The following is a 17,120-nucleotide window of genomic DNA, read 5'->3' on the forward strand; positions in this document are numbered from 1 at the left end:
GAAATGCGCGATCCCACCCTGGGGCCATGAATATAAAACTACGATTCCATTAAGTGATTGGCAATATCATTGGGATGCTATGTTTTTAATAAATACGATATCAACGGTTAAATAACTCCTGTCTTTCAAGCGTTTTGATTTATTGCTTTTGTTAACTCTTGTTTACCTTTGTAATTGCCACATTAATATTAGGTAATAAAGCTGATTCGAACATAATAGCAAAACTCTCACATGTCGTTAATTTACAAAAAGTCACCTAAATATGAAAACTTAGGCCTAATTTTTCTAAAAAAAAGCACCATAATTAAATCAATTGATTCAATTATGGTGCTTTTATCTAGTAGGAAGCTCTTAGATCCACATTAGACTGACATTTAGCTATGTAGCCGCTTTTTTTAATTTAAGAGTTTGTTAACTAGTCTTGCAAGTTACAATTTATTCCATACAGACGCTTTTCCCGGCTCTTCATTTTTGGTCCACCAGCCAGCGCTATATTCTGCACCATTATGCGATACTTTATCGCCACCGTTATAAATGAGATCTGAGCGCCAAGCGCGTACTTGACCATCATCAGGGATCACTTCTTCCCATGGACCACCTTGATCTGGTTGATTACCTTTAGTCCACCATTTCGCTTTATAAGTCACATCATTAAATATTACAGTATCTCCTGTATTATAAACTTTAGTGCTATCCCAGGTTGTATTGCCACCTGTTTTTTTATCAGTTACTGTAACGGTAAAGCTTTGTGTCACAACAAAAGTTCCGTCAGAAACATCAACAGATACTGTAAAATGAGTATCTGCTGTTACTTCATCAGCTGCTAAAGTGACACTTGCACCCATATCTGATAAAACAAGACCTGAAGGTACATTCCATGTATAGGTCAGTACATCATTATCTGCATCAACCGCATCTACAGAAACATTGACTTGGGTATTTTCTTCCAAAGAAACATCATTGATTGGTGAAACAGTCGGTGCAGTATTACCTGTAGACGTTGCAACAACCGTCACTACTGCTGCTTTAGTTACAATCGCAGTACCATCTGAAACACTAATAGAGATAGGATAATCAGTTGTAGATGTTACATTAGGCGCAATTACAGTAATTGAAGTTGAGTCAGTACCTGTTGCTCCCAGTACATCATCTACAGTCCAACTGTAAGTAAGAACATCGTTATCAGCATCAGTTGCCGTTGCCCAGATAGCTAATACTTCTCCTGCATCAACACTAAAGTTAGCGTCTAGTGATACAACTGGTTTTTTATTAGGATCTATCGGATCACCCGCTAAACCTTCATGCATTGCATTTAGAATATCACCATTATCTGCATCAATTTCCCAGGCAAATAAACCACCTAAATTGTTATTAATAACATATTGACCTTTAGCTAATACTGAACGTGGGCTATCATAAGTAATGAGTTTACCTGAACTGCGATTCCAAACATAAGCAGCCTGTGCAACGTCATCGTAAGCCACTTCAAAACCATTTAATCCAGTGCCCGCAGAACCTACGATATATTTAGCGATACCTTTATAGTCCATGATACCAGCTTCCCATACGCCCTCAGTTGTTGAGCCTTTAAGTTTGCCATTACCATCTGCTGTCATAGGGTTATCAATGTCTGTTGCATTGGCAGGGAAAACACCTTCCCAACCACGACCATACATAGCAGTACCCACTACAATTTGTTTAGCAGCAACACCTTGCGCTAATAATAAATCAACGGCATTGGTAATTGTGTAAGCTGGCCCTTTACGTGGTTTGCCTTCATCATCAAGACCTGTACCATCGCACTCTCCAGTGCTAATATGGCTACCACAGTTTAAACCAGTTTGATGCCCTGTTACGTTATTCCAGCCACCAAAAAAGTCGTATGTCATGGCAAAAATATAATCCATATACTGAGAGGCAGCAGCATAATCAACATCTTGAATTTTGTCATACCCTGTGCCAATTGCAGAGGTAAGTTCATATTTACGGCCTGTTTCTGCCTCTAAACCATCAAGCATAGCGCGAAGCTCTTGCATTAAAGCAACATAAGCAGGACCATCATTTATAGGGTCACCTAAACCAACACCAGCGCCATCACCACCTGGAAATTCCCAATCAATATCAACACCATCGTAGAATTTCCATGTTCTTAAAAATTTTTCCATCGAGGCAACAAATACATCACGATTGACTTTTTCAGTAAAGCCATAAAATGGGTCTGATAATGTCCAACCACCTACTGAAGGTAAGATTTTTAAATCTGGATTACGTTGTTTTAATGCCATTAACTGCGCATATGTACCACGAATTGGGTCTTTTGAATCAATACCCGGTAGTGCTTTTTGCACTGCAGCCCATGGGTCATGTATTACAACTTCATAATCTGCTGAACCACCACATGCTTTTTGCAATGCACGCCAGCTATTACCATTTTCAACTTCTTTTAATGATTCATTTGCGCCACAAATTGGAATAAAGCCATATAATAAATGCGTTAAGTTATCGACTGGGATCTGAGTCACGTCGTATTTTCTACCGTATATACCCCATTCAACAAAGTAAGCACCCACTACATTCTCTGTTTGTTTTGGGTATTGCTTATTATTAGGATCGATATTCATATCTAATGGCGCTAAATGGCCACCATCAGTATCTGCAATCACGATAGGTTTAATTCCACTTGTTGCACACCCTGTCGCATCACATAATTCAATTGTTAAATCATGACGACCTGACTTATTATATGGGAAGGTGATCACACCACTTTTTGTACCAGCAGCTAACGCTCCTTCATTAACAACCACACCATCAAATAATACTTTATAGCTATCACCACCCGTACCACTCCAAGAATTCCACTTTATGCTAATGTCTACGACATCCTTTGCTTTTACTAAATCTTTATATGAACCATTAGATTCTAGATTTACTTCAACAAAAGAATAATCTTGTGGTGTCCAATCAATACTTGGTGCAGCAGGTGCAGCAACAACTTGCCCAGATGACAGTATTGCCGATACAGCGCAGGCAGTGAGTAATTTTTTATACATAATTCCCTCTTATTTTTATTTAATTAAATTAGTAAGTTAAAGTTTTTTCCAAACAGGGTTAACGCCAGGCTCTTCACCCTGAGTCCACCATTTTGCTTTATATTGAATTGTGTTATGAGATACAATAGTGCCACCAGCGTAATCATTTTGCGCATTCCAAACAGCGACGCCACCATCAGTAGGCGCAGCTAACTTCCATGCATTACTGTTATTAGGTTTTTCATTTTTATTCCACCATTTGGCTTCATAGACTTTTCCTTCAAACAGCACTTTATCACCAGCTGAATAAGCTTTTGTACTACTCCACGGAGGTTCAGATGGGTCAACCGCTAGGTTATTTACACTAACAATAAAAGATTGAGTTGTTGTTAACATGCCATCAGAAACAGATATGCTAACTGGGTAATCAGTATTGCTATCAACAGCTGGTGCTGTAATTACAATGTTTTCATCACTCCCCGTATAAGTAATTTCGCTTGGAATTGACCATGTGAATGTTAGTTCTGTTTGTTCATCATCAAAGGCATGTACATGAATTTGAACACTTGTTAATTCATCGACATTTATATCACTAATATCATGAACTATGGGAGCTGTATTGACAGGAGCTGTTTTAATTGAAACTGCAAAAGAGTACTCTTGTTCAGTTAAAAATACGCTATTGCTTAAAACGTTTTGATCATCAAAAACAATATCACCGGCTGGACTTTTAACCCCAATACTCACTAAATTACTGTAATCAAGATTAAGTGATTGTGCAAAGCTAGTTTGCCAATTTGATACGTTCTCTTGAGTGACTGCTAATTGCTGATTCACGAGTTCTTGTCCATTAGCATCAAATACCCTAAATGTTACAGTTTCTCCATTTTTAGCTGTTTGCCCTTGCTTTAAATAAAAGCCAGCATCAAACCAAGTATCAGGTTGCACATCATCACGCTTAATTGTGATATCACTACAGTTATAAAAACCTTCACCGACCACATCTTCACGCTGCCAGCGGGTATAAAGTATTGCTTCGCCAGCACGATCTGCAGGTAAATTTACATTCATTTCATAGAAACGTTTGCCATCACTGTCTTTAATAAAATCAACATTACCGATTGATTGCACTAAAGTAAGATCTGACCAAGCGAGTGCTTGTGTGGCATCATAATTTTCGTTACTTAAATAAAATTGCCAAAAGCTTGGATTATGCGGCGTAGTTGCTCTAAATCGCACCTTTACATCATCATTGGCATTAGGCATAACATCTGTTCTTTGCCAATGAATTGATGGTAAATTCATTCCTTTTTTGTTCAAATCACCTGCAGCACATAAAGTGCCATCAGGTATGTTTGCTTCTACTGCAGCTTGATTATTATAATCTCGCGTATTTACCGCAAATTCATGCTCTTGAATAAATTGAACATAGCCAGAATCAAGGTAAGCAGCACGACAAGCAGCATTTGGTATATTTGAACCATCCTCAGGCCACCAATAACCTTGCTGCTCTTCACAAATTGCTTGCCTTGCTTTTGGGCTATCCAAGTAACCATGGGCATTTACTTCAATCGTACTACCAAATAAAGCACTAATTAAAGCAAGACTGAGCGCTGATAATTTATTTTTTTTATGCGTTTTAAACATAGTTATCTCCTAGGCTAAGAGATAAACCTCTTAGCCTAATGGATTAATATTTATAAAGAGTTAAATTAAAGTGCGCATACTTTATCCCAGTCTGCGCCACCAGGTTCTGAATTTGTCCACCATTTCGCTTTATATACAGCGCTGTTGTGAACCATCATATCGCCTTGATTCGCATGACTAGGATCGCCAGCCCAATCTTTTTGAGGGAAGTCTGGATAAACAGCTAGTGTAGATACATCAACATCATCACACCCAGTGCCTGGATCACCTCCAGTACCACCACTTGTTGCCTCAGGTAGATTTGGATACTCAGATTTAAAGGCAAATGATTTACCATCTTTTTCAATTACAAAGTTAACAGGTCCACTGATCGGCATGTAATACATCACTTGTGCATCAATGGTTTCACCAGCAGAAAATGATTCAGCTGCACCGCCCCATTCATTTGTTAATGTGATTGAAAATCGATGGAATTCATTCTCAAATCCACCGATATTATTACCCGCTGCATTTGAGGCATTATCATCAATTTCCATTTTCAGTTTTTTAGTGGCATTCCAATTTGATTTAAAAATGGCAGAGGTAGACACAGGCACATCAAACGATATTTTTGCACCGCTAAAATCAATTGTTGAGTGATTAGTAAATGCAAATGTTGGACTGATAGGATAGTTTTTGTCACCTTCAGGAAAGTCTTTAGCAACAAAGCTCACATCAACCATTTCTGTTGGTTTTATAAAAGTGACATTGCCTTTATCTATACCATAAGGCACACCGCTTTGATTAAACTTGTCATAAGCAAGTGTCGTCATAGTAGAACCCATAAAGTATTCGCCTTTTGCAGCATCAAAATCAAAATCACCTGCAAGCTCCCAAAACATTACGCCGCCTAAGCCGTTATTAATGACATAGTCAACTTTGGTCCCCATAGACTCTTCATCTTCAGTTGAAATAAATACTTTTTTTGCCTCGTTCCATAACCACGGTGCAACAGCAACACTATCATAATGACGTGTATAGACTCCTGTAAATTTATCTTCTGGATCTGTTGTAGGATCTAAACCGTAAGCAGTTAAATAACTACCAGCAATGCCTTTCTCTAGATTTTTAGTATGCCATAATGGATTACTACCGGCAGGTACTTCACGATCATTTTCAGTATCATGCCAAAGGTTATCGATTCCTACTGCACCATTACCACAGAAGTTTTTATCTCCTTTTCCTGTGCCTTTAGGACAATTAGCTTGGTCAGTAAATTTTGCTTGCCCCCATAGACCATTGGTGCCACCCGTCACATCTTTAAAGCCGCGAGTGTAGTATGGAAGACCAATATTAATACGGCCCGCAGATAAACCACCTCTGAAGTATTTAACAGCCCAATCAGTATTTAAATAACCGATACCTTCAAACTCTTTAGTGCCGTATACATCCCAAACTTTAAGTTCAGAATCTAAACCTGTATCAAATAATGCTGCGTTGTGACCAACATGTGAGTTCCATGCACCATGTAAATCATAAGACATGATATTGACATAATCTAAGTATTGCGTAGCTTGGAAGGTTTCCATTCCACGTAATAAATAACCAGAAGAGGGAGAAGCAATTGTTAACATATAATGTTTATCAGCTGCTTCTCCGGCTCTATCGAGTGCTTCACGTAGTGATTTCATTAACACTTGATAAGAAGCATTTAAACCAGCACGACGTGCATTTGATATTTCAAAGTCATCAGGATGACCAGCATCAGCCATAGATGAAGGATATTCATAATCTATATCAACACCATCAAAACCATACTTTTCAATAAACTCAACCGCACTTGCACTAAATGCTGCGATACCGGCATGATTAACGCTACCATCTGCATTGGTTGTTAAAGTGTAAAAACCACCACTAGCAACACGGCCGTTTTCATCAAAATAGCCTCCTGTTTCAGCCCAGCCACCAACAGATACTAATGTTTTAACATCTGGGTATAATTTTTTATATTTATTTAATAAGTTGAAGTGACCTTTGTAAGGTAAGTTAGGATCAAGCTCAGCACCAGCAACTTCAGGCCATTCCATATTTGTAGCAGGGTTATTTGGTGAATTAGGATCACCTATAGATACTTTATTATTGTCATCAACATGAGCGAATGCGTAGTTGATGTGTGTAATTTTATCCCAAGGAATATCATTTACTAAATAGCTAGGTTGATTGTTTGCGCCATTACGCCAACTAGTGAAATAACCAATGACACGTCTTGGGTGATCAGACCCCATCAGCTCACGACCGTCTTGGTCGTAGGTAGTACAATATGGCGTATTAACACCTGGAGTTTGATATAAACCTTCTGGGCGACATGCGTCTGCATCATTATCAACTTGACCATCTTCAATGACATTGAAATTAATTACATTGCTTAAGCCAACAGCATCTTTGTCATCGGTTGCTTTAACAGAAAATTGCATAGAACCTAAAGCAGAAGCTGTCCATAAATAGCTGCCACTCCCCGAAGTTAACGCGCTAATTACATTATTGCCTTCTAATAACTCTAGAGATATAATTTCACCATCAATATCTGTCGCTGAAAATTCAAAGTTAATCGTATCACCAACAAGCACTTTACTTGGGATCGTTGCCATTAAGGTTGTCACAGGAGCCTCATTAACAGGAGGCTGAACTTTAGCAGTAACTGTAATTAAAACTGAATTACTTTGTGTTTGTGCGCCTTTGTTATCATAAACAATTGCAGTTAATGCATAATCACCTTTAACTGCAGTCCAATTATAGGTGTATGGGTTATTTATCAAGCTTGTTAACTTGACACCATCTATAAATACTTCAACTTGTGACACTGTACCATCTTCATCTGATGCTGAAAGATCAAAGACAACGCTGTCATTCTCAATAAAAGAACTTCCGGCTACAGGGCTGTTCCAAGAAATAATTGGAGGTAAATTAACTATGACATCGCTGTCACAATCGCCTATTTTTTTCCATTCTTGCCAAGGGCCTGATTTTTCCAAAGGGTTTACCTTATTCCACCATTGGGATTCAAAAGCCTGCTCCTCTAGCTGTACTACTTGCCCTTTTATATATGCTGTATTGGCTTGCCAAGTTTCTAAACTCGTACAGTCAAATATTGCAGCTTGAGCTTGAACACTTGCAATTGCGAGTGATACTGCGCTAAGCGCTAATATATTTCTAATATTTGTCACTGATTTCATTGTTACCTCCATTATTATTTTTATTAACTTATTTATATTCATTACTAACACCAGATAAAATAAAGGTAACATAATTTTTACATTCGTCAATGTTATAGGTACCAATGGGAAATTTCACTAAAAAACAAAAAACACTTAAAAAACAAAGCCTTAATTTAAAATTAAGAAGCTAAACATTATAAAAAATAAAAATTTCAATGATTTTAAAACTTAAAACCGTTAATCAATGCAGTTCAAAAAAACAGCAACTTAACATTTTTTTAACCATGAGATACATAGACTTAGGTATAAGTTGTTACAAGCAATTCATGGCTACATCTTATATAACAAAATAAAATAAAATAAAATAATATGTTATATATAATTTCAAATAAAAAATTAATATCAAACAGGAATGATTAAATTAAGCTGTTACTTATCTGCTAGTAGCATGATAAAATGAACTATTAGTTTAAATGTTAAACCTTTTTTTGAATAGTGAGTATATATTTTGCAAACAACTGAATTATTAGATTTTGCTTTTGATAAAATTGATAATATGAAAGCCAGAGATATCGTTAAACTTGATGTTGTCGGTAAATCAAACATTACTGATTACATGATTGTTTGTTCTGGTAATTCAAAACGTCATGTTTTATCAATTGCTGATAATGTTAATAAAGAAGCAAAAAAAGCAGGTATTAATCCTTTAGGCTTTGAAGGACGAGATAGTGGCGAATGGGTAATCGTTGATTTAGGTAATGTGATTGTTCATGTTATGCAAGAACAAAGCAGAGACTTTTATCAACTAGAAAAACTTTGGGGCTAGTATGAAAATACAGCTCATTGCAGTCGGCACTAAAATGCCTGGCTGGGTTGAAACCGGCTTCAAAGAGTATCAACGTCGCTTCCCTAAGGATATGGCGCTAGAATTAATTGAGATCCCTGCAGGAAAACGCGGTAAAAATGCTGATATAAAACGTATTTTGCATATAGAAGGTGAAAAAACACTCTCCGCAGTACCAAAAAGTAATCGTATTGTTACTTTGGAAGTAACAGGGCAACCTTGGGATACACATAAGTTAGCTAAAAACATGATAAAATGGCAACTAGATGGCCGAGATATCAGTTTATTAGTTGGCGGCCCAGAAGGTTTAGCACCACAATGTATCGCTGCCTCAGAACAAAAGTGGTCACTATCAAACCTTACATTACCTCATCCATTAGTGCGTATTATTTTAGCTGAAAGCCTGTATCGAGGTTGGAGCTTAAATACCAACCACCCTTATCATAGAGAGTAACATTTTAAAATGTTTAAAGGCCCAACGACTATTAGAGATCACTCCTTTGAAGCAAATTTATTTGCGCGTAGGGCCTTTATCGCTTTTATTTTTGTACTTGCTTTAGTCGCTATTCTTTTTATCAATATTTACCAGCTGCAAGTCACTTCGCACGATAATTATCAAACACGCTCAAACGACAATCGCATTAAATTGGTGCCTGTAGCACCCAACCGCGGCATTATTTATGACCGAAAGGGAGTCATTTTAGCAGAAAATAAACCTGTGTATAATCTTGAAGCTATTTCCGAAAATATCAAAAATTTAGATAATTCATTAAAAGAATTAACTAAGTTACTCAACATTAGCGAGCAACAGCAAACAAACTTTTTAAATGATATTAAACATAATCGTCGATTTAAAAGCCAAATTCTAAAATCCCGACTTAGCGAAAAAGAAGTTGCGTTATTTTCGGTTAATCAGCATAAGTTTCCAGGTTTTAAAATTGAAGCAAGATTAGCGCGCTATTATCCATATGGTGATACATTAACACATGCTTTAGGGTATGTTGCTAAAATAGGTAAAAAGGAGTTGCTAAAGTTAAATTCTGAAAACAAAACCAAAAACTATGGCGCTTCTCGAGATATCGGCAAGTTAGGTATCGAAAAGTTTTATGAAGATACATTACATGGGACTGTTGGCTCACAAAAAATTGAAGTTAATAATCGTGGCAGGGTTCTCAGAACATTAAATTTCACACCACCAATACCTGGGCAGGACTTAGTATTAACATTAGATATAGGTTTACAACAAGCAGCGCAAGAAGTGTTAAAAGGCATGCGAGGTGCCATTACTGTTTTAGATGCGAAAGACGGCGGTGTTTTAGCTATGTATTCTAACCCTAGTTACGATCCCAATTTATTTGTACATGGTATAAATAGTAAAAATTATAAAAAATTACTCAACCCTGATAAACCGTTAATTAATCGTGCAACGCAAGGAAGGTATGCTCCCGCTTCGACTGTTAAACCTTTATTTGCACTATTAGGTTTGAATGAAGGCGCTATTACTGAAACATCAAAAATATACGACCCTGGTTTTTTTCAAATACCCAATGTAAAGCATAAATGGCGAGACTGGAAACCTTGGGGTCATGGCACTAAAGCGGATGGCTATAAAGTAGATGTTTATAAAGCGATAGAGCAATCTTGTGATACCTATTTTTATGATATTGCCTATCGATTGGGTATTACCAAAATTAGTGACTTTATGGCTAAATTTGGTTTTGGTGAAAAGTCAGGAATCGATATTTTTGAAGAAACCACCGCAATTTTACCTTCTGTAGAATGGAAAAAACAAAGATTCAAAGAGGGTTGGTATGCCGGAGATACCATTTCAGTGGGTGTAGGTCAGGGCTACTGGTCAGCAACACAAATTCAAATTGCAAATGCGATAAATATATTAGCTAATAAAGGGGTTCATAACCCCCCCCACTTAGTATCAGTTACAAAACAAGGCAGTACAGTTAATTTAATTAATAATGATGAAAAAGAACCAATTATATTAAAGAACCTGCACTATTGGGATATTGTATTAAATGCAATGCACAATACGGTTAAAAAAACGAGTGGCACAGCTCATGAAGCATTTAAAGGTGTAAATTACGACCCAGCAGGTAAAACAGGCACGGCACAAGTGGTTAAAATTGCCCAAGGCGAAAAATATGATGAAAAAAAATTAAAAGAAAAACATAGAGATAATGCCATGTATGTGGGTTTTGCCCCTTTTAATGACCCTGAAATAATTATAGCTATTACCGTAGAGAATACTGGTGGCGGCAGTAGTGTTGGTGCACCTATGGCAAGAAAGGTAATGGATTATTACTTTGCAAATAAAACCAAAGAATTAGCAGGTACCCCTTGACCTCACTAAAACATAGAGCGACCATTTGGGATAAACTTCATATAGATTTACCTTTATTACTGGCATTACTTGTTTTACTTGGCGCCAGTTTATTAATTGTATATAGCGCTGGCGGTCAAGAAATGGCGATTATTTACCGCCAACTCAAACGCATGGGTGTTGCACTTATTATCATGTTTATATTAGCACAAATCCCCCTCGCTACATTACAAAGATTTGTTATTCCTCTTTATTGTATCGGACTCATTTTACTAGTAGCTGTTTTAATAGCAGGTGTCACTATTAATGGCTCTCAACGCTGGTTAAATATTGGTATTACACGTATTCAACCATCAGAAATAATGAAGTTAATGGTGCCTGTAATGGTAGCTTGGTATATCGGTAAGTATCACTTGCCACCGAAAATGAAGCATTTGTTTATTGGTTTTATACTGGTAATACTCCCTACAATATTAATTCAACGCCAACCGGATTTAGGCACTTCAGTATTGGTGGCTAGTTCTGGCATTTTTGTATTATTTTTAGCAGGTGTCAGCTGGCGCTTAATTGGAAGTCTTGCAGCTATTGGTACAATAAGCGCGTGGCCGTTATGGACTTACGGTATGCACGCCTACCAAAAACAGCGGGTATTAACTTTATTTAATCCCGAAACTGATCCTTTAGGTGCTGGTTATCATATTATCCAATCAAAAATCGCTATAGGCTCTGGTGGATTAGAAGGAAAAGGTTGGTTACATGGTACGCAATCCCAATTAGAGTTTTTACCTGAACGGCATACTGATTTTATTTTCTCAGTATTGAGTGAAGAATTTGGCTTGATCGGTGTTACCTTATTACTTGCAGCATATTTATTTATCATCGCCCGAGGTTTGTTTATCGCGGTAAACGCTCAAGATGCTTTTGGCAAGTTATTAGCCGGCAGTTTAACACTTACATTCTTTGTTTATTTATTTGTAAATATTGGCATGGTTTCAGGTTTATTGCCTGTTGTTGGCGTACCTTTACCCTTAATAAGCTATGGCGGTACTTCAATGGTGACGCTACTTGCAGGTTTTGGCATGATAATGTCTATCGCAACACATAAACGCATATTGGTGCATTAATGAAAAAAATGAATAAATCGATTGTGATACTTTTGAGTTTTTTAATAACAGCCTGTAGTTCAGGGCGTTATGATATGCGTCACGATTCTGCGCCCTTAAGAAAGCCTACTTTATTAGAACAATTAGATGCACAAGTTATTCAAGTAGATAAAAGCACTGCCGCTAGTCGTGCTTATAGAGTTAGGGGGAAGCATTATTATCCAATGATTTCCGAGAAAAACTATCAAGCTTCAGGCGTTGCTTCTTGGTATGGTCGTAAATTTCATGGGCACCTCACTTCTAATGGTGAAACCTATGACATGTTTAAAATGACAGCCGCGCATAAAACATTGCCTTTACCTAGTTTTGTTGAAGTAACTAATTTAGATAATGGCAAAACAGCTATTGTTAAAGTAAATGATCGCGGTCCTTTTCATGATAACAGATTAATTGATTTATCTTATTCAGCGGCATACAAACTTGGTATTTACCAGTCAGGTACTGGAAATGTAAAAATAAAGGCATTATTATCAAGTAATGCAAAAATACCTGCAACTTACATACAGGTATTGGCAGCATCCAATATTGTTAATATTCAATCTGTTGCATCATCACTCTCAAAAAAATACCAACTAAAAAATAAAATTAGCCAAGTAAATGGAATTTATCGCTTACATTTAGGTCCTATTAAGGATCAATCTCGGGCTCAAGATGTATTAAATAGTTTAAAACAAAATTCGCACAAACAAGCGTTCTTGCTTTACTCTCACGACAAGCTTTAGGATAATGATCTTTCAGCGCGCCACTTTAACTTATAAAAAGTAACTAATTAGCAATATGAAACAAATAAAAATGACACTATTCAAAAAATTAAGCAAAATTGTTTACTCTGCGGCCTTAGTTGCCACAGTAGGTGTAACATTTAGCGCTACAGCTCAAATTATTCCTTCAGTGCCACAAATTAATGCTAAAGGTTACTACTTAGTAGACTTCACTACGGGTAAAGTAATAGCTCAAGGCAATGGCGATACAAAATTAGCACCTGCTAGCCTGACTAAAATGATGACTAGCTATGTAATTGGCTCTGAAATTAAAAACGGCAATATTGCATTAACCGATATGGTTACTGTAAGTGAAAAAGCATGGGCTAAAAACTTCCCTGAATCTTCAAAAATGTTTATTGAAGTAGGCAAAGAAATTTCTGTATCAGATTTAAATCGCGGTATTATCATTCAATCAGGTAACGATGCGTGTGTCGCAATGGCAGAACATATTGCCGGAAGCGAAAGTGCTTTTGCTGATTTAATGAATGCACATTCTAAACAACTAGGTATGACTAACTCTCACTTCATAAACAGCCATGGTTTAGATACAAATGAGCACTATACTACACCAAAAGATATGGCAACTTTAGGTGCAGCATTAATACGAGATGTACCTGAAGAATATGCTTTATATGCTGAAAAGTCATTCACCTTTAACGGTATCAAACAGTTTAACCGTAACTCACTACTTTGGGATAACAGCTTAAACGTTGATGGCATCAAAACTGGCCATACAAGCGAAGCAGGTTATAGCTTAGTTACATCAGCAACTAAAGGCGATATGCGTTTAATTACTGTTGTTATGGGTACTAAAAGCGAACGCGCACGTAAAGTAGAAAGTAAAAAACTATTAAATTATGGTTTTAGATTTTTTGAAACAATTACACCTTATAAAGCAGGTGATAGCTTTGCAAAGCAAAGAATTTGGATGGGTGATAAAGAAAAGGTATCTTTAGGTATTTTACAAGATACACCAATCACGATCCCACGAGGTCAACGTAAAAACTTAAAAGCAAACTTTAAACTAGATACTGAACTTAAAGCGCCGATCGCAAAAGGTACACCTGTAGGCAATTTATTCCTTCAGTTAGAAGGCGAAGACATTGCACAATACCCACTGGTAACTTTAGAAGAAATCGAAGAAGGCAGTTTCTTAAGCAAAATATATGACTACTTACGCTTACAACTTACAAACTAAGCAGTGCAAGTAATATGAGACAGCCTCACTTATACCAAAACGACTTCAAGATGCAGAATTCGTATCTGAAGCAGTTTTTATAAGTGAGGATTTTTTATGCTCATAAAGGTGTTGAAGCATTGATTAATAAATCATCATAGGATGGATAGTGTTTACTAAAGCAACTTTTGAAAAAGCAAAGTTCATATAAAAACCGATAGAAAAAATATATTCAATAGACACACTATGATAAATAGATAGATGATAATATAAAAATCTAAAAAACAACCTATTTCAATATCTTAAGTTGAAATTAGATATATCTGTAAAACACAACTTGCCTTGTTTCATTTCTGGCTAAAATTTTCATCCCTTACTATTCTTGTTATATCATTCCTCTATAAGGTTAATTGAAATTTTATTTTTTTCAATTTAAAATTACTTAATATGAAATATATATATCTTCTATTTGATAGATTAAGATGTCACTTTACTTTAGCCAAAGTTATTTTCATTGTGTGTATCTTCTTCCTGATAATCTGCATTATTCTTGGAACAGCAACGGCCATTTCACTTATAAAATTAAATAAATCAGCACAACTTAGATTCAAGCAATCGCAGAAACAATCAGAAGTTATCTTTACGGCATATAAATCGGTAAATCAATTAGAAGCATCTCTGATTAAGCTCATTGCAGCAAGCAAACCTAAGACGATTAGAGTAAGCACTATTGCCTCAATTAAAGCGAACTCTTTACTAGATGAAGCAATTCAAAATTTAAAAGAACAACTCTCAGAAGATATAACTGTTCAAAAGTTAACAGATAATTTAATTAAAATAAAACCTCAGAGAATGAAAATCATAAAGTATGGTAAAAGTAATAAAGATAATATGGCATTTGACATTATAAATAAAATCACTCCAGAAGTTGAAGATATTGCTCATAATCTCGGTTTATTAATTGATGAAGATAAATTAAGAATAAGCAATTTATTGGAAAAATTTGAAAAACAAACACTACAAACTTTAGAGACCTTAGGATTGATCATTCTATTAGGGATTGTGTTTTTGTTTATTATTAATAACCGATTAAGATTAGCAAAAGATGAGTTAAAAAAATTAAATCAGAATTTAGAATTAAAAGTGAAACAACGGACCAAACAGCTTGAGTCGTCAAACGATAAAATAGAATTAATTAACAAAAATACTAAAGCTTCAATTACGTACGCATCATTAATACAGTGTTCGATTGTTCCTGTTAAGAGTGATTACAATTCTTTCTTTGAAGATAGTTTCGTATTTTGGCAACCCAGAGATATTGTCGGTGGTGATATTTTTGTTGTTGATAATTTGAATAATGATTATGAATGTTTAATTATGGTTATTGACTGTACCGGTCATGGTGTTCCGGGAGCATTTGTTACTATGCTTGTTAAAGCGATTGAACGACAAATTATAACAAGCATTATATTAGAATCTAGCCAATATAACATATCAAATATTTTTTCAGTTTTTAATAAAGAACTAAAAAAAATATTAAAACAAGAAAAAGACTCAACAGTACTTTCTAATGTAGGTTTTGACGGTGCAATATTATATTACAACAAAAGTGAAAAAATAATTAAGTATGCTGGCGGTAATACACCTCTATTTTATGTCAAAGAGGGTGAGCTTAATATAATAAAAGGCGACAAACAATCTATTGGTTATAAAGGTTCTGATAGTAGTTATCAATTTAATGAATACACGATAAAAGCAGAAAAAGGCATGATTTTCTATATAACAACGGATGGATATTTAGATCAAAATGGAGGAGGGAAATTGTTTCCTTTGGGCAAAAAAAGATTCAAAAACACCATAATAAACAATTATTATAAACCACTAAAACAACAGAAAGAAATCTTTATTAATGAGTTTAATGCTTACAAAGGCAGTGAAGAGCAAACTGATGATATTACTTTGTTAGCGCTTAAATTATAGAAATATTTCAAGTTATTTAACCAACGAGGTCTGGGCCGGATCACGCTTTGCTCGCTTTTTAACTAAGCAAGGTTTCAGCCCTAAATTTAGCATCCCAACATGCTCGTTGCATTTTTCCTGCTACACTCTCTTTAAACTGGTATTATTTATTTCAATAGCTTACTACTATAAATGCTAGATTTATTGCTCCATCACCAGCATAGATTTGACACTCATATTCTTTGAATGTCACTAATACCCGATGCTGGCTATGATGAGTAGACTGCAGGAACCTCCCCTGCTGCCTCTCGCAGAACGGTACGTGAAACTATCAATTCATACCGCTCCTATTAGGCAAACGCACCTATCATTCCTGCTCGCCAATGAGGAAATAAATGGGGATTCTGCTTTGAAATTCCTTCCACGAATTTCATCGGTTTGTCTTATGGCGTCGAAGAGGCTTAAACTTACGCCTAGCCCATCTTATCAGGGCTTTATTTACATCACGGCACTGCCATATAATGCTAAGCGGCAATATCTACCATAATAATCTATCCACCCATGCACCATTGGATTGAGTCATTTCGCTAACTAAGCAATACTAAGCTCTGTTGCCATACGCACACGTAATTTTCTGATCTTCAATCGCATGGATTTTAATACGACCTTGCTCATCGCTGGTGTAAAACTAACAGGAGCATATTGCCGGTCCATCTTATTTTAAGGGAGCAACCATTAATACAAAGATGCGCCTAGATCATGATTTCCTCAGCAGTCCCTGTAAGGTTGATTTATAAATACTTTATGCAGCGTTATTGATTTTGAAAAGGGAATAACCATGTTCTTCAATCAATGCCTTGCCTAAAGCATTTCTAATTCCAACTGAATCCTGCATCTTGAAGTGGTTTGGGTATATATACCTCTTTTGTTGCAAAGGTTTATTAAGTTTTGTTTTAGTTGGCAAAATGAGTCTACTTATTAAATATCAATAAGTAATACTAATCCAAG

Annotated in this window: 10 protein-coding genes; 7 read left to right on the plus strand and 3 right to left on the minus strand. The window is 36.1% G+C overall.

Translation table 11 applies throughout. The features are described 5' to 3' along the window. Positions 1-428: 428 nt before the first annotated feature. The 3 genes from CJF42_RS04195 to CJF42_RS04205 all read right to left on the minus strand — a co-directional run bounded on the left by CJF42_RS04195 (position 429) and on the right by CJF42_RS04205 (position 7,888). A complete protein-coding gene (locus CJF42_RS04195) occupies positions 429-3,050 on the minus strand; it encodes a glycosyl hydrolase family 18 protein (RefSeq protein ID WP_095365480.1) in 2,622 nt (873 codons plus the stop codon). A 36-nt stretch (positions 3,051-3,086) separates the two neighbouring features. Beyond that, positions 3,087-4,676: a lytic polysaccharide monooxygenase gene (locus CJF42_RS04200; protein ID WP_095365481.1), complete on the minus strand. Its 1,590-nt coding sequence runs from the start codon at positions 4,674-4,676 to the stop codon at positions 3,087-3,089. Between the two features lie 65 nt (positions 4,677-4,741). After that, positions 4,742-7,888, minus strand: a complete 3,147-nt coding sequence (locus tag CJF42_RS04205; protein WP_095365482.1) for a glycosyl hydrolase family 18 protein — start codon at positions 7,886-7,888, stop codon at positions 4,742-4,744. Positions 7,889-8,378: 490 nt separating this feature from the next. On the opposite strand from CJF42_RS04205, the gene rsfS reads away from it, so the two are divergent. The 7 genes from rsfS to CJF42_RS04240 all read left to right on the plus strand — a co-directional run bounded on the left by rsfS (position 8,379) and on the right by CJF42_RS04240 (position 16,133). After that, positions 8,379-8,696, plus strand: coding sequence for a ribosome silencing factor (gene rsfS, locus CJF42_RS04210; RefSeq protein WP_095365483.1), 318 nt, complete (start codon positions 8,379-8,381; stop codon positions 8,694-8,696). 1 nt (position 8,697) lies between these two features. Further along, a complete protein-coding gene (rlmH, locus tag CJF42_RS04215) occupies positions 8,698-9,168 on the plus strand; it encodes a 23S rRNA (pseudouridine(1915)-N(3))-methyltransferase RlmH (RefSeq protein ID WP_095365484.1) in 471 nt (156 codons plus the stop codon). A gap of 9 nt (positions 9,169-9,177) precedes the next feature. After that, a complete protein-coding gene (gene mrdA / locus CJF42_RS04220; protein WP_095365485.1) occupies positions 9,178-11,070 on the plus strand; it encodes a penicillin-binding protein 2 in 1,893 nt (630 codons plus the stop codon). Then, positions 11,067-12,173 carry a rod shape-determining protein RodA gene (gene rodA / locus CJF42_RS04225; protein WP_095365486.1) on the plus strand — a complete coding sequence of 369 codons (1,107 nt, stop codon included), beginning with the start codon at positions 11,067-11,069 and terminating at the stop codon, positions 12,171-12,173. The genes mrdA and rodA overlap by 4 nt, the downstream gene beginning before the upstream one ends. Further along, the gene (locus CJF42_RS04230) at positions 12,173-12,934 is read left to right on the plus strand and encodes a septal ring lytic transglycosylase RlpA family protein (protein WP_095365487.1); all 762 of its coding nucleotides are present in this window, start codon (positions 12,173-12,175) and stop codon (positions 12,932-12,934) included. The genes rodA and CJF42_RS04230 overlap by 1 nt, the downstream gene beginning before the upstream one ends. Before the next feature lie 55 nt (positions 12,935-12,989). Then, the gene (locus CJF42_RS04235; RefSeq protein WP_095365488.1) at positions 12,990-14,174 is read left to right on the plus strand and encodes a serine hydrolase; all 1,185 of its coding nucleotides are present in this window, start codon (positions 12,990-12,992) and stop codon (positions 14,172-14,174) included. Positions 14,175-14,600: 426 nt separating this feature from the next. Then, entirely contained in the window at positions 14,601-16,133 is a 1,533-nt protein-coding gene (locus CJF42_RS04240) for a SpoIIE family protein phosphatase (protein ID WP_095365489.1), read from the plus strand. The last annotated feature ends 987 nt before the right edge of the window (positions 16,134-17,120 follow it).

It is taken from the genome of Pseudoalteromonas sp. NBT06-2 (assembly GCF_002276045.1).
Lineage (GTDB): Bacteria > Pseudomonadota > Gammaproteobacteria > Enterobacterales > Alteromonadaceae > Pseudoalteromonas.